The following is a 24974-nucleotide window of genomic DNA, read 5'->3' on the forward strand; positions in this document are numbered from 1 at the left end:
TGTACAAGTCTTGGGAGGTGATATAATAAAGTTGTAATTGGAATTCATTGTAAATTATGGATCGTGATTCTTTACTTCCATATTGGGAAAGGCAAAGGATGCAGGTCCGTATTCATGCGTGGAAAGGAGGAACTTTACTCTAAAATGTAAGGGCTTTCAATTGAAGTTTTGTGTGTATCTGAAAGACCTGTTACGAGGTTCGAACACGGTTGAAAATCATATTCCAAAGGAGATTGATATTGATGAAAAAACGTCTGTCCAAGATTCTGAGTCTCTCCATCACAGCAGCACTCCTTGTACCAACGATGGCGTCTGCAGCCGATATGCAGGAAACTCCAGCTACAACCCCCATTCAGGCGGTGATCGATCAGGGAGCGACCGGCACCATGGATAATACGGGACAAAATGCGCTGGCTAACACTCCGGTTGTGCCTGCACCGCCGGGTTATGATGCGTATCGTAACAATATTCCACACGGCAATACCAATCTGATCTCCTATTATTCCACAACGGTAGGCAATACACGGAAAGCGACGGTGTATACACCGCCAGGATATTCACAAAATAAAAAGTATAACGTCCTGTATCTCTTGCACGGTATCGGCGGAGATGAGCATGAGTGGGTAAACGCCATGAAACCGAAGAACATTCTGGACAACTTGTATTCTGAAGGTAAGCTGTCAGATATGATCGTTGTCATGCCGAATGGACGTGCTATGAAGGACGACCGTCCAGTTGGTGACATTTTTGCTCCAGACAAGGTGGCTGCGTTTGAACGATTTGAGCAAGACTTGCTCAAGGATCTGATTCCTCATATCGAGGCCAATTATCCGGTGTACAAAGACAAGAATAGTCGTGCGTTGGCCGGTCTGTCCATGGGTGGTGGACAATCGCTTAACTTTGGATTGAAAAATCTGAATACCTTCGCCTGGGTAGGGGCCTTCTCGGCTGCACCGAATACGCAATCTGTATCGCAGCTGGTTTCCAACCCGGGACAAGTTGCCAGCCAACTCAAATTGCTCTGGATCTCCTGTGGATCAAGTGATGGTCTGTTATGGGTCAGCCAGAATTTCAAAAACGGCTTGAGCAGCATGAACATTCCGCATACTTGGTATCTGGATGTAGGTGGACATGAACCATCTGTCTGGAACAGCGGTTTGTATCAGTTCTCACAACGAATCTTCAAGTAATTAACCGGTATTCCTAGGGATTCTCAGATATTTACTGGGATTCATATTGGATGAGCCGCAGCCTCAGTTCTGTTTTGTACAGAGCTGGGGTTTTTGTTATGAATCAAGTCATCGGAATGGAACATATGAGGTATTTTTATTTTTGGGGATGGGGTTAATGAGAGTGTAAGTAATGGTTTAATTGATTACATAGGTAGTGTTAAGAAGGAGAGGGATATGATGTTTTATTACAAAGGTGCGTTCCGTGAAACGGACAATGTGATCTATTTTAAAAGCGATGTTTCATTAGCCCAGAATGATGTTGTCCTATTTGGTGAAAAGAAGTATTTTATCGAAAGTGTGGAAAAAGAATTTCTCCTGCTTCAGCGGGTGGGCTCCATTGTTTCTGTGAGTCTGTGAAATTTTCGCGAGATCATCCCCTTTTTCAAGTGTACGTGCACTTCTGGGCCTCTGCCTACATACAATAGATCGACCCTGTTCCCACATGTGCTCAGGCCAGATCGTTGTAAAACTGCAGGAGGTGTCATCTGTGCCCGGATTGTTTACCGCAATTGCTCTATTCATTAAAGAGTTAACGTTACTCGTCTCGTATGTCAAAAATAATGCGTTCCCCCAGCCACTGGCTGAGGATGATGAAGCCAAACATTTGCGCCTTATGGCTGAAGGCAATGCTCACTCTCGCAATCTGCTCATTGAACACAATCTGCGCCTCGTCGCGCATATCGTCAAAAAGTTCGACAATACGGGTGAAGATCAAGAGGACTTGATTTCCATCGGAACCATTGGTTTGATTAAAGCCATAGAAAGTTTTCAACAAGGCAAAGGTACAAAGCTTGCCACATTTGCCGCTAGATGTATTGAAAACGAGATACTTATGCATCTGCGTTCCCTGAAGAAAACACGCAAAGACGTATCCTTGCATGACCCCATCGGTACGGACAAAGAAGGCAATGAAATTACATTGATCGATATCCTTGGGACAGAAGCTGATGATGTTGTAGATCGGGTACAGCTTAAGATTGAAAAAAGCAAAATTTATCGCAATCTAGACATCCTGGATGACCGGGAGAAGGAAGTTGTAATCGGTCGATTTGGCCTGGAAGCAGGCGGGGAAGAACGAACTCAACGCGAAATTGCCAAGGAACTGGGCATCTCACGCTCATACGTATCACGGATTGAGAAGCGGGCGTTAATGAAGCTGTATCATGAGTTTTATAAGCAAAAATAGTTGCTGAACAACCAGAGGGCGCCTTTATCGGGAGCCCTTTTTACTGTGAAGATACTTAAAATTGGTCTATATAGTATTGATTATTTGGGATTATAACCTAAATAAAGGAATTTATCTCCCTGTTGAAGAATATCTTATAAACAGACAATTTAATATAAGGAGTAAATCATAATGAAGCAGCTTTTTCAGAAAACTCCACTGTGGTTTTTGTTAATCTGGATCGTAGGATTTATGATGATCGTTTTTAACATGTTCCAATCAAACTCGGGTAATATTAACTTGATTGCGCTATTGATGATTAGTGTTGCTAATGCTATTCGAGTTTGGAAAACCGAACGTTCATTAGCCATTGCTTTTTTAGTCGTTGCCGTTCTAAGCTTGGTTTATATTTTAATATATTTTATTAGGTATGTATGATAAACGTGTACATAAACAGAGGTCACCTTTTACAAGGTGGCCTATTTGCTGTGCAAAAAAATATATAAAATGAGGGATATGTATTCTGAGCAGATTATTATATGATGAGTAATAATATTTTGCATCGTAGAGAGCATTTGCAGAAAGAGAGTGGTGGTTGATCATGCAGCAAGAAACGTTAACAAGGGGATTAAAGAACAGGCACGTGCAGTTGATGGCGATTGGAGGGGCGATCGGTACAGGTTTGTTTCTCGGAGCAGGCAAAACGATCCAGCTGACAGGGCCATCCATCTTGCTGGCCTACATCATTACGGGTGTAGTGTTGTTCCTGATCATGCGTGCATTGGGGGAGCTGCTGTTAAGTAACTTGCAGTATCATTCCTTTGTCGATTTTGTGCGTGATTACCTGGGAAATATGGCGGCATTTATTACAGGCTGGACCTATTGGTTCTGCTGGATATCCATCGCCATGGCTGATATTACGGCAGTTGGTTTATATACGCAGTTTTGGTTTCCGAATGTACCTCAGTGGATGCCAGGGTTAATTGCGTTAGTCATTTTGCTGATCATGAACTTGGCAACGGTCAAGTTGTTTGGGGAGATGGAATTCTGGTTTGCCCTGATTAAAGTCGTGGCTATTCTGGCACTCATTGTTGTTGGTTTATATATGATTTTCAAAGGTTTTACAACGGATCAGGGTCCAGCCAGCTTCACCAATCTGTGGAGTCATGGGGGATGGTTTCCGAATGGACTGCATGGCTTTATCATATCGTTCCAGATGGTGGTGTTTGCCTTTGTAGGCATGGAACTGGTAGGACTCACAGCAGGGGAAACGGAGAACCCAGAGAAGGTTATTCCGAGAGCAATTAACCAGATTCCGATCCGGGTACTGCTGTTCTATGTTGGCGCACTGCTGATTATTATGAGTATCTACCCGTGGAACGCCATTGTGCCTACTGAAAGTCCGTTTGTACAAGTGTTTGCCGCTGTGGGTATTGCAGCTGCCGCCGGCATTGTGAACTTCGTGGTATTGACTTCCGCAGCGTCAGCGTGTAACAGTGCCATTTTTAGTACAAGCCGTATGGTGTTCTCCATGGCAAAGGATCGCAACGCACCCGAGTCATTTGCACGACTGAATAACAGGAAGGTTCCTTCCAACGCGCTGTTTTTCTCTACGATTGTTATTTTGATCGCAATTGTTCTGAATTATATCATGCCAGAAGGCGTATTTACGCTGATCACGAGCGTGTCTACCGTGTGTTTCATCTTTGTCTGGGGTATCATGGTGATCTGTCATCTCAGATATCGTCGTACTCAGCCGGAACTGGCGAGTCGCAGCCGCTTCAAACTTCCACTATATCCGTTTTCGAACTACTTGATTCTGGCATTCCTGGCGTTTGTGCTGGTGGTGTTGGCATTGGCCGAGGATACGCGTGTTGCACTGTTTGTCACGCCGGTGTGGTTTATTCTGGTTGCTGGGATCTACCTTCTCAAAAAAAGAAACTTGAGCAGTAACAGACAGTAAGTCTTACCATCGTTGCCAAATAAATAGCCGCCCAATGATATTGGGCGGTTATTCGTATTTAAATTCTTGTAGCCCCTTTGCTTTCACGAATGCCTGCGTAGATGGCATCACAGATATCGGTAGTGTATGGGCCCGACATCCCTTCAAGTGCCGTGTTGGTGAATGCTGCAACACTAAGTTCTTCTTTTGGATCAACAAACCAGGAATGCCCGTAAGTTCCACCCATCCGCCACGTGCCCGGGGATTCCGGGGTGCCAGCTGCAACAGGATCTTTAAGTACTGTAAAACCAAGGCCAAACCCTCTTCCTGGCCAATACGGCATGACGAGTTCACCGATTTGATTCGTGGCCATCTCGGTGGCAACAGCTTCCGTAAGAATAGGCTGACCCCCTTGCCGCAATGTCTCAAGTAAAGTGAGAAAATCTCCGGTACTCCCAACCATACCCGCTCCGCCTGATGGATAAGCCGAAGGTTGATTTGCACGGTTAGGGGCAAGCCGGAAACCGGCAGTACCTTCAATAAAAGGAACCTGCTCCAACTCATTATGGAGAAGACGCGGTTCTTCAGAACCATCAGCGTATGCAGCGGTCAACCGATTCGAATCCACTGCAACAAAATCAGTGTCCGTCATGCGAAGTGGATGAGTAACCAGCAATTGAACAGCTTCTCTTAGTGACATTCCGGTTACCTTTTCGATAACCGCTCCGAGTACATCTGTCGCGATGGAATATCTCCACATGTTTCCTGGCAAATACAAAAGAGGAACAGAAGCAAGCCTTTGGAGATTCTCCTCCAGACTAATTCCAGATAAATCCATTCCATCCGAAACTCCTGCGCGTTCATAAGTGCCTTGGTCTTCTTGGAAGAACCGATAGGTTAAACCAGCGGTGTGTGTCATCAATTGACGAATTGTTATTTGAGCGTCCTGACCATGGGTAAGCTTGGGCTTGAATGCAGGTAGCCAGCGAGTCACCGGATCATGCAGACTCAGCTTTCCTTGTGAGACCAATGCCAGAGCTGCTGCTGACACAATGGGTTTCGTTACGGAAGCAAGTCGAAACAGAGCGTTTTCTGCCATGGTACGTTTTTGCTCCCTGTCTGCAAAACCAGCAGCCCGGCTGTATATCAGGTCTCCTCCTAATGCAACTTGTACAACCGTTCCTACGATTCTTTTTTCGCTTATAGCGCGGTCTATTGCCTGATCCACATAAGTATGCAATGTTGTAATGTGTTCTTTTCCCATTCTTATCTTCCTCTCAACAACTGATGTGATTGATTAATTATTGTGGCTGTGTTTATTATATTAATGATTAATTTTGTATTACATGGCTTACTAAAGGTATTATAGTGAATTATCGAATATACTTAAGGTTATTCTTGAATATATCTTATGTATTTAAAGGAGTGAATCACATGGACGAAATAGATCAGCATATTCTGTTTCATTTGGAGAATCAGGCGAGATTATCCATGACCGAATTAGGCAAATTAGTAGGATTATCTCAACCAGCTGTTACTGAACGAGTCAAACGAATGGAAGAAAAGGGCGTTATCGAGGAATATCGTACGGTGATCTCCCCATCCAAATTGGGCAAGCAGAGCACGGCCTATGTTCTTTTTCGTACGCGGGATTGTTATCCTTTCCTGGATTTCTGTCGTGCGTCACCTGAAGTTGTGGAATGTTATCGGATAAGCGGGGAGTATAATTACTTACTGAAAATCCTTACAGACACGATCCAGGGACTCGAAGAGTTCGAGAATAAGTGTGATCCGTACGGCACTTACATGACCTTAATTACGATGTCTTCTCCTATTGCACATAAAAATCTCATGGAAGGACCGAATCTACTGGCACAGGCAGAATAAACCGCAGTCTATAAAACTATAAAATGAAATGCAAAAGAGGAGTTCACATCAAGTGAACTCCTCTTTTGTCCTACGTGTAACTCATGCAAAATGCCTGCCTGTTATTTTACTTTGGGAAATCCATATTCATAAGCCCGCATAGCTACGAGCAATGCAGGGATCAGCAAGATAAACAGCGATCCGGCAAGGTATCCTGCTCCAAATACTTCAAGAAGGATGCCCCCGATGATGCCTCCTCCACCAATCGCCAGATTCCATGCTGTAACCAGCATCGATTGGGCGACATCTGCACTTTTGCCTCCGGCTTGAGCAATGGCAGTTTGCAGTAGTGTGGCAGCCCCGCCAAATGTAAGTCCCCAGATCATAATGCCAAGGATAATAATCACAGGTTGATGAATACCGATTCCCATCACGACAGACGCCAGGGCGAATGCTGCCAGGCTGATGATTACTAATCTCCTCAAAAATCGGTCAATGAGCATTCCGGTTAACCAAATTCCCACAATGGAAGTGATACCAAAAATGAGCAAAATCAAGTCTACTCTGTTAGCAAATACCGTCTGGGCAAGGTAAGGAGAAATATAGGTGTAAAGGATATTATGGGCAAGCATCCAGGCCAGAACAACAAACAGAATGGGCCTAACGCCGGGAATTAAAAACACTTTATGCAGGGGAAGACGTTCTCCGGCTGGCTCTCCTGCAAAATCCGGCATTTTCCAGAGAACCCATACGATTAAAGCTGCGGTCAGAAGAGATACAATCCCGAAGATGAAGCGCCAGCCGATATAAGAACTAAGAAAACTACCGATTGGGACACCCAGGGCTAACGCCACCGGAGTGCCAACCATAGCCACAGCCATGGCCTTGCCTTTTAACGAATCCGGGACCATCCGACGAGCATAACCTGCTGTCATCCCCCATAACACACCTGCAGAGACCCCGGCCATGAAACGAGCAGCAAGTGTCAGGATATAATCTGAGGATATGGCGGTAACGGTGTTAAAGACAAGAAAGCCGCTAATGCATGCCAGCAGTAAAGGTCTGCGTCTCCATCCACGTGTAGCAGCAGTCAAGGGAATCGCAGCAATAAGTGATCCAATGGCATAAAGAGTCACCAACTGTCCAGTGAGGGCTTCAGTGACCCCCAAGTCTTTTGCAATTTGCGGCAGCAGTCCCGCGGGCAGGCTTTCAGTGAGGATGCATATGAATCCAGCCATGGCTAAAGCAAGTAGCCCAGCCCACGGAAGGCGTTCTGAAGATATGGAAGGCAGCTCCCTTTGCTTGGGGAGGGATGTGTTAATGGCCATGAATAAAAACCTCTTTTCTTATCGTTTAATCCTATCCAGAACTATGCATATAAGCTTATCTAAAAAAATCAAACTTTTGCATACAGGATTAAAGGTAAGAAGGAGGTTTTAACATGGTATTTATTTTATTTTGTGAGTTTCTCCGTTAATTCAAAAGATGCTGTCTGTTCAACCATCCAAGGATGAGTTGGACAGGTTCCATGTACCGTTGGCCTACCAGTAAACCCGTATGTGTTGTATCCCAGAGTCCGGCGTATTCAGCATGTAGCTGCTTGGCAGTTAATTTGCCTCTCTGATCTTCGTCTTCACAGGAAACAGCCTTGATCACCAAGCTGGGGCAACAGATCAGATCACCATTAATGGATACTCCATCGGCTCCACACAGAACTGAAAAGGTAGCAAATGCCTTCGCAGACTCCGTTTGCAGATATTTACGCTGAAAAGCAATGTCTTCTGCCGTCTCATCTATACTGGTCAGTTCATCACGGACAGGTGCAGGCATGATGATCCCCGGTGTGATACGATTGCTTTCCGGGTAGGGGATTAGCTCATGGACTTCCTTGCTCAGACTGGCGTCAATCACAACCAGGCCTGCCAGAGTAACGGTTTCTGCAATCTTTTGACTGAGAATCCCACCCATGCTAAAGCCAATGAGAACGGGAGGTTCGTTGAACTCGGCTAACACTTCACGAATATCCTCCAAATAATCGTCAAACGTAATCTTTGTCATGTCCATGACCCGACTCTTGTAGTGACTTCTCAGGTTCATGACATAACAGGTCCAACCGTGCTGGACAAAGTGGGGGATATATTTGCTCCACATCCAGCTGCCTGTGTATGCACCGTGAACGAACAGCAGTGGGGGCTTCTTGGTCGTTGTTTCTTCGTCATGAGGCGGGGTTCCTTGGAATATTTCCAAGTGTAAATCATGTTCTCCGATCTTCTTTACTTCATGTTCCGGTAATAATTGAGTGTAGTCCGTCATACCAAAAACCTCCTCTAAACTATTAGTTTGATATCAAACTATTTCTCCAAAAAAAATTAGAAGTTGCCATGAATTTTCATTAAAATTCGCAGCAGTTCTTTTTTCTCCGCTTCCGTAACGTCCGCATAGAACGCGTCCAACATGCGCTGAGATATCTCTTCAAAGACAGGCTTTAATTCTTCGCCTTTTGCAGTCAAAGCCACATGAACAACTCGTGAATCTGTTGCATCACGCTCCTTGAGGACGTATCCTGTCCGCACCAATTTGTCCACAAGTGCAGTCACCGTGGATTTATCCTTGCCAATTTTTTTGGCGATTTCAGCCATAGTCATCCTGTGATTGTTGTACAGGGCATAGATGATATCCCCATGGGATGTGGCAAGATCCTGGATTCCCTGCTCAGCCATCTCAGTAAGGATGAAGCGGTTGACCTTCTCTTTAATTTTGGATATGAGTGAAATAGCGTCTCTTGTTTTCATATGTGTAATATAGTTTGTTATCAAACTAATGTCAAGCTTTGATCCGTGATTTCTTGCATTCACGGCATAAAAAAGAGCAGTGAGAACTTCTTCTCCTGCTCCTTTGTTTTTATTTCATTGTAATACTTCACTGCAATATTATATTACCAACCAACGCCTGGGATTACTTAATCGGATTAGCTTTCATTTCCTGTCCCATTTTCTCAATACCATCCAGAATTTGATATCCATAACCCCAGAACTGGCTGAAATCTGTGACATAGATCTGTTTGTTCTTGATTGCGTTCATACTTTGCAGGGCAGGATTGGCATACAGATTTTGAATCAGCTTGTCGATATCCGGTGAACCGGCGTACGCGGACAAGAGCAGATACTCCGGGTTCGCTGTGATCAATTGTTCAACACTTACCTCACCTTGCACACCATCAAACGTATTTTTCAGCTTCAACAGGCCAAGTGCATCCAGCTGATACGTATCATTCTGCATGCTGCTTACCGTAATGGTGTCTTCTGTAGCGGGTACGATGTAGGCAAAAGTATGCTCAGGCTGATCGGCTACACTTGCCTTAATGGCATCAACACGAGTCTTCAGACTTTCTGTGAATGTTGCGGCATTTTCTTGAACGTCGAAGATCTGCCCAAGTTGTGCAATATCGCTATACAGACTATCGAGTGTGCCTTTGTGATTCGTCGTTTGCAGGAACGTGCGGATATTCATTTCATTCAAACCATCGACGGTACCCACGCCCCAGTCTGCATCAGCGAACAGGTCACCCCGTCCGAGTACCAGATCCGGGCTTGCACCTACAACCAGCTCTTTACCTACATAATCCTTGGACAATACCGGAATTTTGGCAAAATCATCAGCCACATCCGGTGTAACGGAACCGTATAGAGCAGCAACGCCGACCATTTTATCGGTCAGACCCAATTTGATGAGCATCTCAGCCGCAGATTGGGTATTCGCAACAACACGTTCAGGGGCTTTATCAAATACTTGCACTTTTGGTTTCCACTCGCCGCCCTCACCGGAGATTGTAAAATTCTCAATGGTGAGCGGGTACGTCGTTTTATTTGTACTCTCAGCAGGAGCTGAAGTTTCTGTCGTATTAGTTGTTGAAGTTGTTTCTTCGGCAGGGGAAGAAGTTGAAACATTCGAACAGGCTGCAAGCAGCAGTAACAGGAGACTTAGAGCAGCGAAGCCAATGGTTCTGGATGTGAATTTCATTAAATGATGAACCCCTTTTCTATGTGTTTTAAATTGACAAAGATAATCATTCTCAATTATAATCCGAGAAAACACATTGTAAATAGCTAAATTTAATTTGTTCTACATTTTACGCGAATTGATGGGGGAAGAGATGGCACAGACGGTTCAGGTTCAGACACAGCGTATGGGGAAAAGAGAGTCTCTGATTCATAGTAAATCCGGGTTTACTTTACTGATTGCAGCTTTAATCATAATTACGCTTATATCCGTAGGTATTGCAGTTTCCATTGGACAGGTACAAATTCCACTGGCGGAGTCGTATCGTATCCTACTATACAAATTAACGGGATTTCAGTGGGGAACAACACCCATTGAAGCAGGTTCCTTTACCGATATTATCTGGCAGATTCGCTTTCCGCGTGTGCTGATGGCGATGTTTATCGGTGCAGGCTTGGCCTTGTGCGGTGCTGTTATGCAGGCTGCTGTGCAGAATCCACTGGCTGATCCTTACATACTGGGTATATCCTCAGGCGCTTCACTTGGAGCAACCTTTGCAATTCTCATTGGATTTGGTGCGATTGGGTGGCTTGGTCAGACGGGGGTGGCTTTCTGGGCCTTTGCCGGTGCGATGGGTGCGTCCTTACTGGTTCTGACTTTGGCAGGGATTCGGGGGAAAATGACGTCGGTCAAGCTGGTGCTTGCCGGAATGGTGATTAACGCGCTATGCAGCGCTTTTTCGAACTTCATTATTTATTTTGCCAACAATGCTGAAGGCATCAAAACGGTGACATTCTGGACCATGGGCAGCCTGGCGGCTTCTGGATGGAACAAGCTTCCACTCGTGGGTATCGTCGTACTGGTTGCGATTCTATTCTTCCTTTTACAGTCCAGAGTTCTTAATACGATGTTATTGGGGGATGAAGCAGCCGTTACACTGGGCATTAATCTGAGTGTGTACCGCAGGGTGTACATGCTGTTAACCGCTTTGGTGACAGGAGTCATGGTGGCGAGCTGTGGCATGATTGGTTTTGTCGGACTCATTATTCCGCATATCGTCAGAGGTCTGGTGGGTTCCGACCATCGTAAAGTGATGCCTGTATCCGTGCTGTTTGGTGCCATTTTCCTTATCTGGACGGATGTTATTGCACGATCCCTCATATCCAGCGTGGAGTTACCGATCGGTATTATTACAGCCATGATTGGTGCGCCGATGTTTATGTATATGCTGGTCAAAAAAGGCTACGGTTTTGGAGGAAATTAAACATGAAGCTGAACGTAGAAAATGTATCCATCTCTGTGCTGAACACGGACATCATCAAGGATATTTCATTACAGGTGAACGGCAAACAGTTTGTCGGACTGATCGGACCGAATGGTTGTGGTAAGTCAACGCTGCTCAAGAGCATCTATAAAGTGATCAAACCGCAGCAAGGCAAGGTTTTTCTGGACAATACCGATATTCTCAAATCCAGTCCAAAGCTTGTTTCCAGACATATGGGCGTTGTCGGCCAGTTTAATGAATTGAGTTTTGATTTTACGGTACGTGAGATGGTCATGATGGGCCGTACCCCGCACAAAAAACTGCTGGAGACGGATAATGAACGGGATCACGAAATCGTGGAGCAGGCTTTGGAAAAAGTACATCTGACTGGACATGCAGACCGCAATTACGTGTCTCTGTCTGGTGGGGAGAAACAGCGTGTGGTATTGGCGCGTGTCTTGGCACAGCAACCCCAATTCCTGATCCTGGACGAGCCGACGAACCATTTGGACATCAAATACCAACTTCAGATTCTAAATATTGTCCGTGGACTCGGCATCGGCATATTGGCAGCGCTGCATGATCTCGAACTCGCCGCAGAATATTGCGATTATCTCTATGTGGTGAAAAAGGGCCAGATTGTGGTCCACGGCAAACCGGCTGATATCCTGACCCGTGAAATGATTGGTGAGGTATTTGATGTAGACTGTGAAATCTATGAAAATCCGGTTACGGGTGGCTTGGGAATTGCTTATCTGAGTACACGTTGATATGTCTAGTGTTCCAGTGAACTGTCTTTCTAGCTGATTTTCAGCTTGGAAGGCAGTTTTTTTTGTGTTTAGCTTTCTTCTCAGAGGAGGTTAGTCAAGTTAGCCTCTGGCTCCAGAACAGGCAGGTCAGGAAGGGGGGGAGCGTGTATCCTGGGCCTGCGCGCCCATGGCCGTGTAGACACCTAGTCGGGCAAGACGGGTAAGCTGCAAAGCCATATGATGGGGAGAGTATACTTTGTTGTTTTCAAGCCATTTATGAATAATTCCGCTGGTGGAGAAGCTGAGATGATCGAGTAAAATGTCCAGCGGTACCTGAACCTTCTGATCCATCCCGAGTTGGGTAATCCGTTGAAAAAAATAAGCTTTAATCACCTCGTTCAGCCGGGTACTGAAATTGCCGACAGGATTGATCAGTAGCATGACCCAGTAGAACTCATCATGTTCAAAGATGTGCTCAAACAGGACCGCAAAGATCGGGTCAGGCTCGGTAAAAGAAAGGGCCACATCCATGGCAGCAGAACGTTCACTGAGTACATGTTCCAGCAACTCCAATTTCTCGTTGATCATCTTGTCCAGTAAATCCTCTTTGTCTATAAAGTGGGCGTAGAAGGTTGAACGGTTGATGTTCGCTTGTTCAGCAATGTCCACGATACTGATTTCCACGTAATCCTGCTTCTTCATCATTTTCAAAAAAGCTTCAGAGATCATGACACGGGTTCTGTAAATTCTTCGGTCGACACCTCGAGTTTCATTCATTCCATATCACCTCAAAACAACAGATTAGTATTTTTTGTTGGTTAAGCAACATCGTTTAGATCCGCATTTCATGCATCCATGGGAATGCGCTTAAGATGCAGGTACCTTCAAATCAAGCCGGATTGTAGTTTATTTTGGCGTTGCCCGACAGATCAAGCATTTGTGTTTGTTAACCGTCAAATTTGGACTCATTGATTGTTGCGATCCAATGGATATTAGCTATGATAAACAATAAAACATAGCAAATCAATCGGAAAAATAAAATTTAAGTAAGGGGTGACATTTTGAGGGGAGATACTTTCATATCCAGTCTGGAGGATGGACGACGTGTCTGGCTGGAAGGGCAGCAGGTGAAGAATATTTCCGAACATGCGGCTTTTAAAGGCACACTATCCACCATCAGGCAGTTGTTTAATATGCTGGATGATCCTCTTCAACGGGAGCAAGTGGGCTATGCTCTCGAGGGACAGGAGCGATATGCACACAGCTCATTTCTCATACCGCACACAGCAGCCGAATTGAACAAACGCAGTCAGTCCTTTGCAGTCTGGTCTTCCAGCACCAATGGCATGATGAGCCGGTTATCCGACTATGCCCGTTCCATGGTAACCGGATGGTATGCTGCCCGGCACGAATTATCCGACCTGGACCCGCAATTTGCGGATAAAATCAGCACCTATTACCATGAGGCCAGAGACCGCGACCTCTTTCTGACAACAGCCATTATTGATCCCCAGATTGATCGTTCCAGCGGACTGGATGACCAGCGGATTGCAGAGCGATTCCTGCATGTGGTGAAGGAAACTTCGGAAGGGATTGTGGTTAGAGGAGCCAAAATGATTGCGACTGGTGCACCGTATACGCATGACTTTCTGATCTTTTCGTTCCTGCAATTTCAGACCCGACATCAGAAACATGCGCATGTCTTGATTGTACCCGCCAATTCACCAGGACTGCATATTGTGTGCAGGGAGTCATTTGCTGATGCCAGAGAACGCAATCATCCGCTCAGTGCACGATACGATGAGATGGATGCGGTCCTTTTTTTCGATGATGTCCTGATTCCTTGGGAAAGGGTGCTTCTCTACGGCGATTCTGACAAGGTCCTGAAGCTTCGCGGGAACCGTACAGCCAATGGATTGGCCTTCCACCAAAATGTCGTACGCTTTGTCGCCAAGCTGGAATTTGTCACGGGTGTGGCCTTTGCGGTGGCTGAGTCGATTGGCGTAACCGGATTTCTGCATATACAGGAGAAGCTGGGGGAGCTGCTGACACAAATTGATGTAATCAAGGCGCTGATTATTGCAGCGGAGGCCAAAGCCGTGCCTGATGCGGCAGGTGTACTCGTTCCTGATCTGACGTATGTAGAGACGGCGCGAAATTTGGGAACCAAATATTATCCACGGGCTGTTGAGATACTTCAACAAGTCGGCGCAGGTGGCTTTGTTCAGACCCCTTCCGGAATTGAGGACTTCTACGGTCCGATTTCTGAATTTATGCATTTGTATTTTGAAGGCGCTGCGGTAAGTGCAGAGAAAAAAGTGGAGCTGTTCAAGCTGGCTTGGGATCTCATCGGCAGTCCGCTTGGCGCAAGACATCTGTTATATGAAAAATTTTATGCAGGTGATCCGATCCGGGGGCTCGCGTCCCATTACATTCGACATGACAAATTGTCGTTAACAGGTCCTGTCTGGAAGCTGATTCAAGAGAACAGCAAGGGCAGAGTAGCCACCATTTGAGCAGGAGGAGAGAGAAAAATGGAATTGTTTTGGTTTATCCCGACACATGGGGATGGAAGATTTCTGGGCACCCGAGAAGGTGCCAGGGCAGTGACCTATCATTATTGCAAGCAGGTTGCGCAAGCTGCAGATGAGCTTGGGTTTGCCGGTGCGCTGCTACCTACGGGAAAATCATGTGAAGATGCCTGGGTCGTTGCTTCCTCTCTGGTGTCGGTAACGGACAAGCTGAAGTTTCTGGTCGCTGCACGTCCGGGTCTGATGCTTCCGACCACGGCGGCACGAATGGCGAGTACACTGGATCGCTTCTCCAAAGGAAGACTTTTGATCAATGTTGTAGCCGGAGGGGATCCGATCGAGCTTGAGGGAGACGGGGTGTTCCTGGATCATGATGAACGTTATGCATTGACGGATGAATTTCTAACCATATGGCGCAAGGAGCTGGCGGGCGAAGAAGTCGATTTTGAGGGCAAATATTTAAAGGTCAACGGTGGATCGGTTCTGTATCCGACCATTCAGAAGCCTTATCCTCCACTTTATTTTGGAGGCTCCTCTGAAGCTGCCATGGAGGTGGCTGCCGAGCATGTAGACGTATACCTGACGTGGGGTGAGCCACCTGACCAGGTAGAGGCCAAGATCAACCGAATGCGAGAGCTTGCTGCCAGAAAGGGAAGAAGTCTGCGCTTCGGCATCCGACTTCATGTAATCGTTCGTCCAACCGCAGAGGAGGCCTGGCAGGCCGCGAATGACCTGATCGCTCATCTGGATGAAGAGACGATTGCTTCTGCCCAGAAGATCTATGCTCGCATGGATTCCGTCGGTCAACAGCGAATGGCCAGACTGCATAATGGGGATCGTTCCAATCTGGAGATCAGCCCAAATCTGTGGGCAGGCATTGGACTGGTCAGAGGGGGTGCCGGTACAGCACTTGTAGGTGATCCTGACCAGGTTGCAGCGAGAATTAGGGAGTACGAGGCACTAGGGATTGAGACCTTCATTATGTCAGGGTACCCGCATCTGGAAGAAGCCTACCGTACAGCTGAGCTGTTGTTTCCGAAGCTCAATTATGCACAATATGGCGATAACGGCGAGCGCTCGTTTATTAGCCCTTTTGGCGAGATCATCGCCAATAATAACATTCCTGATCATGTGGTAAAAGCGCCTGCGGCTTCCAAATGATAGGGTCTGCTTTTTACGATCTCTCCATTAAAAACATCATACATTCTGGCCGATTAGACGAACTAAAGGCACCCTCAAACTTATAGATTGTAGGTGTCTTTTTTGTTGCATTTCGCTCCGGTAGAGAGGGCCTTGGCCCTTGCCTATATATCATTCCATTGAAGAGGTGATTCAACATGTCCATGCAATTCGCGTATTGGGTTCCTAATGTAAGTGGGGGTCTGGTTATCTCCAGCATCCCGCAAAAAACAGGCTGGTCATTTGAGGATAACGCGAGGTATGCCAAGATCGCAGAAGATGTGGGCTTTGATTATGCGTTATTGCAAACCAGATTTATGGCCAGCTACGGCGCTGATAATCAACTGGAAGCCATTGCTCTTGCCTCCGCACTGGCTGTGGTTACAGATCGCTTGAAACTGATAGCAGCCATATTGCCTGGATTATGGCATCCCGGTCCAGTAGCGAAAGCGATCACGACGATTGATCATATCAGCAAGGGACGAGCTGCCGTAAATATTGTCAGCGGCTGGTTCAAGGGAGAGTTTCATGGATTTGGAGAACCGTGGCTGGACCATAACGAGCGTTATCGTCGCTCGGAAGAGTTCATCCGTGTCATAAAGGAGCTGTGGACGCAAGAAGAAGCCAATCACCAGGGAGACTTTTACCGTATTCATGAAGCGCCACACAAACCCAAACCGGTTGCACTTCCACCTGTGTTCCAGGGAGGGAATTCGGCGGCTGCACGCGACATGGCTGCACGAGTCTCGGATTGGTATTTCATGAACGGGAATAACATCGAAGGCTTCCGTACCCAGATTGAGGATGTGACTGGGCGGGCTGCGTCCTACAACCGCAAGCTGCAATTCGGAGTAAATGCTTTTGTCATCGTGAGGGATACGGAAGAAGAAGCATTGGAAGTACTGCGCCAGATTATTCTGCATGCTGACCCCGAGGCCGTGGAGGGCTTCCGCAGTCAGGTTCAATTTGCAGGCAAAGCTTCACCTGAACAGGAGGGAATGTGGGCGAATTCCAATTTCGACGACCTGGTGCAATATAATGACGGGTTCAAAACCGGTTTGATTGGTACCCCGGAGCAGGTGGCAGACCGCATCATTGCGTTGAAAAAGGTTGGAGTAAATCTCATTCTTACTGGCTTTCTTCATTACGATGAGGATATTCGGGCTTTCGGTGAGAAGGTAATCCCGCTGGTTAGAGAGAAGGAGGCTGCACTAAACCGGGTAGCAACTTCCTGATCAAACGATCGATCTTCAATAGAAGGAATGGATTGGCATATCTGTATCACTGTTATTGAGGGATGTATCCCTATTCTAATCAGAGGAGAGTTGATGCAATGAGTATTCAAGCAAACACCATTCACACCCAGCCAGACTATGAGCAATTGAGAGTTGAAATTCGGGGGATTGTCGACGAAGTCATTAAACCACGTGCTGAGCTGATCGACCGTGAGGGCCGTTTCCCGCGTGAGAATCTGTCCGCCCTTGCTGAGGCTGGATGGAATGGGGTGCTGATTCCCGAGCGCTTCGGTGGACGGGGACTGGATCATGTTGCCTTTGCGATTGCGGCAGAAGAAATTGCCAAGGGATGCCCTTCGACTTCACTGGTGTATGTCATGCATGTTGGAGCCGTTCAGACGATAGCTCTCTACGGAGATGAGGATCAGAAGGAGCGCTGGCTGAAGCCGGTACGTAATGGCGCTATTGGTACGTATTCCACAAGTGAGCGTGCTTCGGGAGGTCACTGGTGGTTTAATTTCAGCGAGGCTTCCCGAGACGGCGAGGATTATATTCTGAATGCCGAAAAGTCGTTCACGACAAGCTCGGGACAGGCTGATTTTTATGTGACTCAGACTCGCACGCCAGGAGCACAAACCCCGACAGATGTGAGCTTCTTCCTTGTCGATGGACAATTGGAAGGCATTACGTCCGGCGTGTGGGATGCGCTCGGTGTTCGTGGTAACCATAGCGGACCCATTAAATATGAAGGCGTTCGAATTGCAGCTCAGGATAAGCTTGGAACCGAGGGGCAGGGTCGCGAAATCCTGGAGAGTGGTGTATCCCCCGTATATTTGATCGGCCTGGGCTCAACCTGGCTTGGAGTTGCCGAGGCGGCGCTTGAGGCTGCATCCGAATATGTGAAGGGCATGGTTCATCGGGATTTTAACAAGCGCTTAGCCGATTACCAGATCATACGCCAGCAGTTGGCTGAAGTGAAGGTGCTAATCTCCAGCTTGAAGCCTTGGCAGTTATCACTTGCGCGGCAGCTGGACGAACTTCAGGCACAGGGGAAACCGCAAGTTGAGCTGTTCCTGCCGCTGGTTGAATTCAAAATTCATGCTGCCGAAGTCGCGAATAAAGCGACCAAAGCAGCACTGGATGTTACCGGAGGTTATGGTTATAAAAAAGGCGTGTTTGAACGTCTCTTCCGTGACGCGCGTGCAGGCATTGCCATGGGGCCCTCCAACAACATCGCCAGAGAGTGGATTGGCAAGTCTCTGGTCGGTCTGCCGCTGGAGCTGTGGTACGAGGGAGGGGATTAATTCACGCAGAAACTGAAAAAGGAAGCCTGTATATCTTCACCCGAAGATATACAGGCTTCCTTTTTCTATTGCGACGATGGACAGGCAGTAGCTATTCAAGTGTGGAGTCCAGCGGACGAGAGTGTCCATCCTGGATGACCTCCTGGAACAGTTTTTTGGATTCCGTGGGCCACGTACCTTGCTTCAGGAGTGCTTCCAGATCGCCTATGGTTACTGGGCGCGCGTGCCGTTTGAGCACATAACCGAGCTGCCCGTTTGGTTCCATCGTGGCCGTTTCCAGATCGGTAATACTTGTAATCCCTTTTTCCCGCAACTGCATCTCCAATTGGTCCACGGAAAAGCGCATATGTTTCAAATTCGGTAGATTCAACTTCCCATCTTCCACGATAACCTTGGATTTTCCGCTCATCATTGTTTCAAACCAATTAAACTTCAACTGTAATTGTTCAACGATCAGAAGCATGAGGATAAATACCGCCGCTGACCCGATCGCTTTGCCTAACTCATGATTCGCAATTGGCTGCACGATCGTTGTTCCGATTGAGATAATAATGACTGTCGTGGCTACACTCATTTGCGAGATGGATTTACGTCCAGCAATCCGTAGCAGAATCATGCCAATCAGTACAAGCAAGATGGATTTCCATATCCAGTCCATTGGTTGTATTCCTTTCTATACCAAATCAAGTGTCGTATTCCTTAGCTTGGACGAACAACTTAACTTTCATTCACCCCTCCCAATCGTTTACAATAGGGTATTGATGAAGTTAAATAAAGGAGCGGGTCAAAGTGGCAAAACAGAAATACTATGTTGTCTGGGAAGGTAAGAAGCCAGGCGTATATAGCACATGGGCAGAATGCAAAGCGCAGACGGATCAGTATACCGGAGCTAAATATAAATCTTATGAGTCTAAAGCGGCCGCAGAAGAAGCGTATCGTGCCGGATGGAAAGGGAACTGGGGTTCAAGTGCCGGCGGAGCGTCGAAGACCAAGTCGGCTGGTAGCGGAAGAAGCGCAGGCATGGAAACATCGGAAGAAGTGGATTATGACAGTATCTCTGTTGATGTGGGGACACGCGGTAACCCCGGACCTGTAGAATACAAAGGGGTAGACACCCGCACCGGTGAGATTATTTTCTCTGTTGGACCGATCTCCAAAGGCACGAACAATCTGGGTGAGTTCCTGGCCATTGTACATGCCCTCGCACATTTGAAAAAAGAAGGCAGTACCAAAACGGTGTATACCGACTCGGTCAATGCCATGAAATGGCTAAAGCAGAAAAAAGTAGCCACAACGTTACCAAGATACAACTCCACGGAAGAAATCTGGCTGATGATCGATCGTGCGGAGCAGTGGCTCCAGACAAATACGTATAGCAATAAAGTGTTAAAATGGCAGACCAAACAGTGGGGCGAAATCAAGGCCGATTACGGCCGGAAGTAAGTATATTTTTTTTAGATGAGCCCTTTATTTCTGGTCTATTAGAATCGTTATTTACAATTTCCAGTTTCCGCTCTATAATCATCTGAATATGATTAGTTAAACATATGGAGGAGCCTGTCATCTGCAGGCCCTCTTTATCTTTTTGGTCCATCGATTAGCAAGTCCATTCACTAGAATGGGTTATTTGAGTATATATTGCAGGAGGCAGACATGAGTTCCATTTATAGAAGTGAAGAAGGCAAGAGCAGCATACTTGAAGAGTATGAGATTTATTTGAACGAGTTGGGTGAGGATTTTACGCGTGAGTATGTAGAGACGCGTTTTGGAAAGACGCATGTTTTACTGACGGGTCCTCTAGATGGCAAGCCGTTATTTATTCTCCAAGGCGGTAATTGTGTGAATCCGATGACGTTGTCATGGTTCTCTTCTTTATTTAAAGAATACCGGATTATTGCTCCTGATACGATTGGTCATCCTGGTTATAGTGAGGAAGCGAGTATCTCCACACGGTTTGATAGCTTGGCTTTATGGGTGTCGGATCTGCTGGACCACTATGATATTGAAAAGAGTGCATTTATCGGTCCATCGTTTGGAGGAGGCATTATTCTCAGATTGGCTACCTATATTCCGGAACGCATCTCGTGTGCTGTATTGGTTGCTCCTGCTGGTCTTGCGGTCAATTCCAAAATTAAAACAGCTCAGGATATCACGCTGCCACTCGTCAAGTATCGTATGACGTCTTCACCATCTTCTTTGCAAAAAATTACGGACAACATGTCGTGCAACTGCATGAAAGAAATGGATAAAAACATTATCGGCAAACTTTTTAAATACGTCAGCATAGATCAGGATCTGCCCAAGCTTACGGAGCGGGAAGAACTGGTGAATTATACGTCACCAACCTTATTGTTGGTAGGGGAGAAGGATGTCTTTTTCCCTGCGGATAAGTGTATTGAGCGAGCTCAAAAGATTATTACGAATGTAAAAGCCATTAAGTATGATACAGGACATTTCCCTTCACAGGATGTATTGGTTCAGATGAACGAGGAAATCGGGCGTTTTTTACAGAATAATTATTAATAAAAGCTGCAAATGAAGGATGAAAAATGTTTTTCTCCAGTTTAATAAAGTAATTACATCCATCTGTCGATACTCTATATAAGAGAATGCTTTTCTTCTATAGAATAGTGTGGATAGGGATTAGCAGTGGATCGTAGAAGGCTTGATATCATTTATATTTAAATATTTCGCGTGAAGGTGTTTCAAATTGCATCATTTGGTTTATATGTATAGTTGGCGATGAATTGCTTACTGGTTGAACCAAATGATGCATTTACGCGGAAAGTCTTCCGATTGACAAGGTTGAAAAGAGGTCTGGTTATGAGAAAAGACAATTGCAAAATGGCATTGCAACGCAATGTAATTATAAATGATACATATCAAATAAGACAGGTATTAGCCAGCAGTGAGTTGGCTATTGTATATGCAGGGCGAGATCGTAACACAGGTGCCAAGGTAGCCATTAAGGAATTTTTCCCACAGAGACTGGCTGAACGTCAGGCAGACAAGCGTGGGGTGTTCTGCTCTTCGCGAGGATACGGTGGGCAATATCAGGAGTTACTGGCTGCATTTCTGCTCGAAGGTGAATTGTTATCGAAACTGGATCATCCTCATATTGTTTCGTATTTGGATCATTTTGAAGCGAATGATACGGGGTATCTGGTGATGGAATACTGCACGGGAATCACATTAACCGAGTATTTGAATGAACACAATCATGCACTTGATGCTGCCTTCATAACGGAGACGCTGCTTCCACTGGTGGATACATTGGATTACATACATAAGCAAGGCATTCTTCACCGGGATGTGAAACCTTCCAACATTATGGTTATGGAGGATGGTACACCCAAACTTCTGGACTTTGGCTCAGCTACCCGTTGGCCGATGCAATCCGGAGAGAAACAGGTGATATTTACATCGGCAGGTTATTCTCCGCTGGAGTTTTATTCGGAGAAATCCAGTCAGGGACCGATGTCTGACATCTATAGCCTGGCGGCTCTGCTCCATTATTGGACATGCGGGCAACCCCCTATGGACGTGAAACAGCGGTTGTTCCAGGATGAATTGCCATCTGTTCGCTCACATAATGAGTATGTGAATCCTTGGCTTGCTCGTGTTATTCATTGGGGGTTGACGGTTCGGTCTGAGAAACGCTGTGCTTCCTTAGCTTGGGTCAGAAGTTCGCTACGAGTTCAAGCCTGGGTATGGAAAGTGCGCAAACCAGGTACAGTGGAATGGTCTTTAGCCGAGAATGAACATACGCAGGTCTATGAAGTGGAGTCGAAAAAGCAAACTGAGACGGCGTAAGCAGTCATAACCTATGTTCATAAAGTGGATGCACTTAAATGAGAGCATAGCATTTATATGCATGAACAACATTAACAAGCCAGTTCGTCCCCTTGATGGGGACGAACTGGCTTGTTTTCTTTTATATTTTCAGAGAGAACATACATCAGCGTGCTTCATTTCCACTTAGTTAACACGTAGTTTACTGGGGATCTCTCTTTTGCCCTACATAGATATTGGTACTTGGTTTGATGGCTTTGTAACGAATTTCGATCTCCGTAACACCATCCTCAAACGTAATATACAACTTTTCATTGTACTCCATAGCTTCCGTGTATCTACGCTTCACTGGCGTTCGGCCTCGGACAACCGTACAATTCGTATCGTGCCGTACCAATAACGTTTCTTTCTTACCCGCTTCCAGCCAGATTCGTCCCGCTTCAGGTACTTTGACCCCAATGTCCATGCGATCAAAAAGTTCACTGAGACTTACTTTTCGACGTTCCAATGAGGTTAGAGGCCAATTGGTCACTGGTATATCCTCGCCGTTCGCTGTAGCTAGAAAGTATCCTTCCAGTCTTCCGCGGAATACGGGTTTTGGTTTCAATACGAACCAATACAGTGCGAAAATACCACCAGCAAGAAGCAGGCCCAATCCTGTATAGAGCAGTACCTTTTCACGGAAAGACTGAATTTGCAACGTAATGTCTGTAGTTATACTTGCTCCCTCAGAATCCGTTGCTGTCACCTTAATGGTGGAACTTCCAGTGTGAAGAGAAGACCATCGCAACAGGTTACCTTCAATGACGGCCTCCCCGAGCTTGCGTTCATTTCCACCTTCAGCAAGGACATACGTTAAAGGATCATTATTGGCATCCTTAAAGTAGTTGTTCAGGTCGACATCTGTATTGCTGTCATCTTTGGATAACACCATGGATTCGCCGGTGGATACGGGTGCTTGATTCGTAATGTCTACTTCAACCGGAGTAATTTCGCGATAAAAGTCTGGACCGTCGATCCGTAGTCCCCATGTGTACAGATCCGACTTGGGAAAAGTGTATTTTCCCGTAAATCCGCTACCTGTATTGGTCAAAGGGATACGTTCTGTCTTTCCATCAGATGGAGTTACAATGAGTTCCGCTTCCAGTCCCTTGTACACATCCAAGTCCTGAATGGGTTTAGGGTCCACAGCCTGATCGTAGAGTGATGCCTCAAATGTGATGCTTTTCCCCTTGACTGGCTGCTCCGTTGCCATATTTGCAGTAGCAGCTACGTTGTAATTGCCCAGTAGATTAATCTTCACCAGATCACCACTACGACCTTTAAACTTCAGTTTAAACTGTCCTTTGACCGGACGAATGATCTTCATCAGAGCATATTTATCAGATCGAATGAAGCTGACATTGCTCGACTGATAATAGAGCTGAGCTTCCGAGACAGCATGATCAGAGAGCATGATAATGTTGGCATCCGCCATGCTGGAGTTAGGAATATCCACGGTTACTTCCTGCATTGCTCCAGTTGCAGTCACAGCCGCTACAGACACAAGAACAGATTGAATCTGATCTGCAAAAATACGATTGAAGATTTCAGGCAGATCGTCCGCACTTCCGGTAATGAAGGAAGAACCACCCGTTTCTTTGGCGATGCGCTCCAATTCTGCGGGGTTAACCGTACCGTCGCGGTTTAGTCCCACAGTATAGATGGGATAACCAGCTTGTTGTGCCATCTCAATAACCTTGTCCACATCCTTGGATGAGTCGGCAGGTGTTCTGCTCGTCGATCCTCGTAAATCCGTTTCTCCGTCAGAGAGCAAAATCATAAATGGTTTACGTTTGTCCGTCTGTGATTGTTCAAGCAGGCTAGCACCTCGGCGTAAGCCAAGTCCGAGATCTGTATATCCTGAACGTTTTAAGCCATCCACACGGCTACGAAGATTATTGCGAGCTCCAGAGGATGAAATATCCATCAGTGGTACGGATGAAGTGATCTTGTCATTATAAGCTACAAACCCCAATCGGGTCTTAGGTCCACTAGTCATATCCATAAACATATGTATAACTTCTTCGGCGATGCGATCTTTGTCGGTCTCATTCATGGAGTAGCTAACATCCAGGACAAACATGGCATCGAGTCCTTCATACGTCTGGGTCTTGACGGATGATTCAGCGTATATGCTTCCCATGTCCCATGCTGGAATTAAAAAGCTGATGAACAAGAGAGAGAAAATTGTTTTTTTTAATTTTATTAATATCATACGATGCTTTGAATCTCCTTTCTGTTTTGGGCACTACAATTGTTTTTAGAGGTGAAACTGATTTTTGTTGAAAAACTTTTGTTTTTACTCGATAAAACCCCGTTATGCGTAGTTTTGATAAGTTAAGAATATTGCAACACCGCATACGTTAAGGTGATTTCCTTATGATTAGGGGAAAAACTCCACTAGTCTTAAATCATTGAACATCATCCAAATTATAGGATATTCTTTATCATCGGCATGATTCGAAGGGAAGTGAAGCGAAATTCGGAAAATAGTTCTATAGGTATATCGAAGTCACATAAATGAGCTTTTAGACCTATATAGGGGAATATTGACAAAACATATCGCTGATGATTAAGATGAATTCCATAAATCTCCAAAGTAAACGGCATAATCTGGTACATAAGTTCCAGTCATATGTTGACAGCTCGTTCTATTGGACTTGTGATGGCCTGA

23 protein-coding genes are annotated in these 24974 nt (G+C 45.9%); 15 read left to right on the top strand and 8 right to left on the bottom strand.

Annotated features, from left to right (window positions below):
- Window positions 1–242 precede the first annotated feature (242 nt).
- The 5 genes from MHI14_RS08365 (at window position 243) to MHI14_RS08385 (ending at window position 4360) form a co-directional block, all read left to right on the top strand.
- Window positions 243–1190 (top strand): alpha/beta hydrolase, encoded by a 948-nt coding sequence (locus MHI14_RS08365; RefSeq protein WP_133385683.1) that lies wholly within the window; start codon window positions 243–245, stop codon window positions 1188–1190.
- 219 nt (window positions 1191–1409) lie between these two features.
- Window positions 1410–1589, top strand: coding sequence for a hypothetical protein (locus MHI14_RS08370; RefSeq protein ID WP_036615241.1), 180 nt, complete (start codon window positions 1410–1412; stop codon window positions 1587–1589).
- A gap of 130 nt (window positions 1590–1719) precedes the next feature.
- Window positions 1720–2418: an RNA polymerase sporulation sigma factor SigK gene (gene sigK, locus MHI14_RS08375; protein ID WP_090915017.1), complete on the top strand. Its 699-nt coding sequence runs from the start codon at window positions 1720–1722 to the stop codon at window positions 2416–2418.
- Window positions 2419–2589: 171 nt separating this feature from the next.
- Window positions 2590–2835 (top strand): hypothetical protein, encoded by a 246-nt coding sequence (locus tag MHI14_RS08380; protein WP_133385639.1) that lies wholly within the window; start codon window positions 2590–2592, stop codon window positions 2833–2835.
- A gap of 163 nt (window positions 2836–2998) precedes the next feature.
- Window positions 2999–4360 carry an amino acid permease gene (locus MHI14_RS08385; RefSeq protein ID WP_133385638.1) on the top strand — a complete coding sequence of 454 codons (1362 nt, stop codon included), beginning with the start codon at window positions 2999–3001 and terminating at the stop codon, window positions 4358–4360.
- A 58-nt stretch (window positions 4361–4418) separates the two neighbouring features.
- Here MHI14_RS08385 and MHI14_RS08390 read toward each other — a convergent pair whose 3' ends face one another.
- On the bottom strand, window positions 4419–5603 hold the full coding sequence (locus MHI14_RS08390) for a serine hydrolase domain-containing protein (RefSeq protein ID WP_133385637.1): 1185 nt from the start codon (window positions 5601–5603) through the stop codon (window positions 4419–4421).
- 170 nt (window positions 5604–5773) lie between these two features.
- On the opposite strand from MHI14_RS08390, the gene MHI14_RS08395 reads away from it, so the two are divergent.
- On the top strand, window positions 5774–6226 hold the full coding sequence (locus MHI14_RS08395) for an Lrp/AsnC family transcriptional regulator (RefSeq protein ID WP_133385636.1): 453 nt from the start codon (window positions 5774–5776) through the stop codon (window positions 6224–6226).
- A 101-nt stretch (window positions 6227–6327) separates the two neighbouring features.
- Here MHI14_RS08395 and MHI14_RS08400 read toward each other — a convergent pair whose 3' ends face one another.
- The 4 genes from MHI14_RS08400 to MHI14_RS08415 all read right to left on the bottom strand — a co-directional run bounded on the left by MHI14_RS08400 (window position 6328) and on the right by MHI14_RS08415 (window position 10225).
- The gene (locus MHI14_RS08400; protein ID WP_091028240.1) at window positions 6328–7533 is read right to left on the bottom strand and encodes an MFS transporter; all 1206 of its coding nucleotides are present in this window, start codon (window positions 7531–7533) and stop codon (window positions 6328–6330) included.
- Window positions 7534–7678: 145 nt separating this feature from the next.
- The gene (locus MHI14_RS08405) at window positions 7679–8518 is read right to left on the bottom strand and encodes an alpha/beta hydrolase (RefSeq protein ID WP_133385635.1); all 840 of its coding nucleotides are present in this window, start codon (window positions 8516–8518) and stop codon (window positions 7679–7681) included.
- A gap of 56 nt (window positions 8519–8574) precedes the next feature.
- Complete coding sequence (locus MHI14_RS08410; RefSeq protein ID WP_133385634.1) at window positions 8575–8997, bottom strand: MarR family winged helix-turn-helix transcriptional regulator; 423 nt, start codon at window positions 8995–8997, stop codon at window positions 8575–8577.
- A gap of 163 nt (window positions 8998–9160) precedes the next feature.
- A complete protein-coding gene (locus MHI14_RS08415; RefSeq protein ID WP_339310208.1) occupies window positions 9161–10225 on the bottom strand; it encodes an ABC transporter substrate-binding protein in 1065 nt (354 codons plus the stop codon).
- Between the two features lie 166 nt (window positions 10226–10391).
- Here MHI14_RS08415 and MHI14_RS08420 point away from each other — a divergent pair, with 166 nt between their 5' ends.
- Both MHI14_RS08420 and MHI14_RS08425 read left to right on the top strand, forming a co-directional pair.
- Entirely contained in the window at window positions 10392–11468 is a 1077-nt protein-coding gene (locus MHI14_RS08420; protein ID WP_339312607.1) for a FecCD family ABC transporter permease, read from the top strand.
- A 2-nt stretch (window positions 11469–11470) separates the two neighbouring features.
- Window positions 11471–12238: an ABC transporter ATP-binding protein gene (locus tag MHI14_RS08425; RefSeq protein WP_339310206.1), complete on the top strand. Its 768-nt coding sequence runs from the start codon at window positions 11471–11473 to the stop codon at window positions 12236–12238.
- Between the two features lie 126 nt (window positions 12239–12364).
- Here the strand turns inward: MHI14_RS08425 and MHI14_RS08430 are convergent, their stop codons facing one another.
- Entirely contained in the window at window positions 12365–12994 is a 630-nt protein-coding gene (locus tag MHI14_RS08430; RefSeq protein ID WP_341130182.1) for a TetR/AcrR family transcriptional regulator, read from the bottom strand.
- A gap of 284 nt (window positions 12995–13278) precedes the next feature.
- On the opposite strand from MHI14_RS08430, the gene MHI14_RS08435 reads away from it, so the two are divergent.
- The 4 genes from MHI14_RS08435 to MHI14_RS08450 all read left to right on the top strand — a co-directional run bounded on the left by MHI14_RS08435 (window position 13279) and on the right by MHI14_RS08450 (window position 18466).
- Entirely contained in the window at window positions 13279–14733 is a 1455-nt protein-coding gene (locus tag MHI14_RS08435; RefSeq protein WP_341130183.1) for a 4-hydroxyphenylacetate 3-hydroxylase family protein, read from the top strand.
- An 18-nt stretch (window positions 14734–14751) separates the two neighbouring features.
- Complete coding sequence (ssuD, locus tag MHI14_RS08440) at window positions 14752–15909, top strand: FMNH2-dependent alkanesulfonate monooxygenase (protein WP_339310200.1); 1158 nt, start codon at window positions 14752–14754, stop codon at window positions 15907–15909.
- Between the two features lie 176 nt (window positions 15910–16085).
- Window positions 16086–17162: a dimethylsulfone monooxygenase SfnG gene (sfnG, locus tag MHI14_RS08445; protein ID WP_289389947.1), complete on the top strand. Its 1077-nt coding sequence runs from the start codon at window positions 16086–16088 to the stop codon at window positions 17160–17162.
- Window positions 17163–17260: 98 nt separating this feature from the next.
- Window positions 17261–18466 (top strand): acyl-CoA dehydrogenase family protein, encoded by a 1206-nt coding sequence (locus tag MHI14_RS08450; protein ID WP_289389946.1) that lies wholly within the window; start codon window positions 17261–17263, stop codon window positions 18464–18466.
- A gap of 91 nt (window positions 18467–18557) precedes the next feature.
- Here MHI14_RS08450 and MHI14_RS08455 read toward each other — a convergent pair whose 3' ends face one another.
- Window positions 18558–19124, bottom strand: coding sequence for a DUF421 domain-containing protein (locus MHI14_RS08455; RefSeq protein WP_339310195.1), 567 nt, complete (start codon window positions 19122–19124; stop codon window positions 18558–18560).
- Between the two features lie 131 nt (window positions 19125–19255).
- On the opposite strand from MHI14_RS08455, the gene rnhA reads away from it, so the two are divergent.
- The 3 genes from rnhA to MHI14_RS08470 all read left to right on the top strand — a co-directional run bounded on the left by rnhA (window position 19256) and on the right by MHI14_RS08470 (window position 22279).
- Window positions 19256–19909: a ribonuclease H gene (rnhA, locus tag MHI14_RS08460; RefSeq protein WP_341130184.1), complete on the top strand. Its 654-nt coding sequence runs from the start codon at window positions 19256–19258 to the stop codon at window positions 19907–19909.
- 210 nt (window positions 19910–20119) lie between these two features.
- Window positions 20120–20989 (top strand): alpha/beta fold hydrolase, encoded by an 870-nt coding sequence (locus MHI14_RS08465; protein ID WP_074095959.1) that lies wholly within the window; start codon window positions 20120–20122, stop codon window positions 20987–20989.
- 300 nt (window positions 20990–21289) lie between these two features.
- On the top strand, window positions 21290–22279 hold the full coding sequence (locus MHI14_RS08470) for a serine/threonine protein kinase (RefSeq protein ID WP_339310191.1): 990 nt from the start codon (window positions 21290–21292) through the stop codon (window positions 22277–22279).
- 181 nt (window positions 22280–22460) lie between these two features.
- Here the strand turns inward: MHI14_RS08470 and MHI14_RS08475 are convergent, their stop codons facing one another.
- On the bottom strand, window positions 22461–24515 hold the full coding sequence (locus MHI14_RS08475; protein ID WP_339310189.1) for a VWA domain-containing protein: 2055 nt from the start codon (window positions 24513–24515) through the stop codon (window positions 22461–22463).
- Between the last annotated feature and the right edge of the window lie 459 nt (window positions 24516–24974).

The organism is Paenibacillus sp. FSL K6-2393, from assembly GCF_038002545.1.
Taxonomy (GTDB): Bacteria; Bacillota; Bacilli; order Paenibacillales; family Paenibacillaceae; genus Paenibacillus.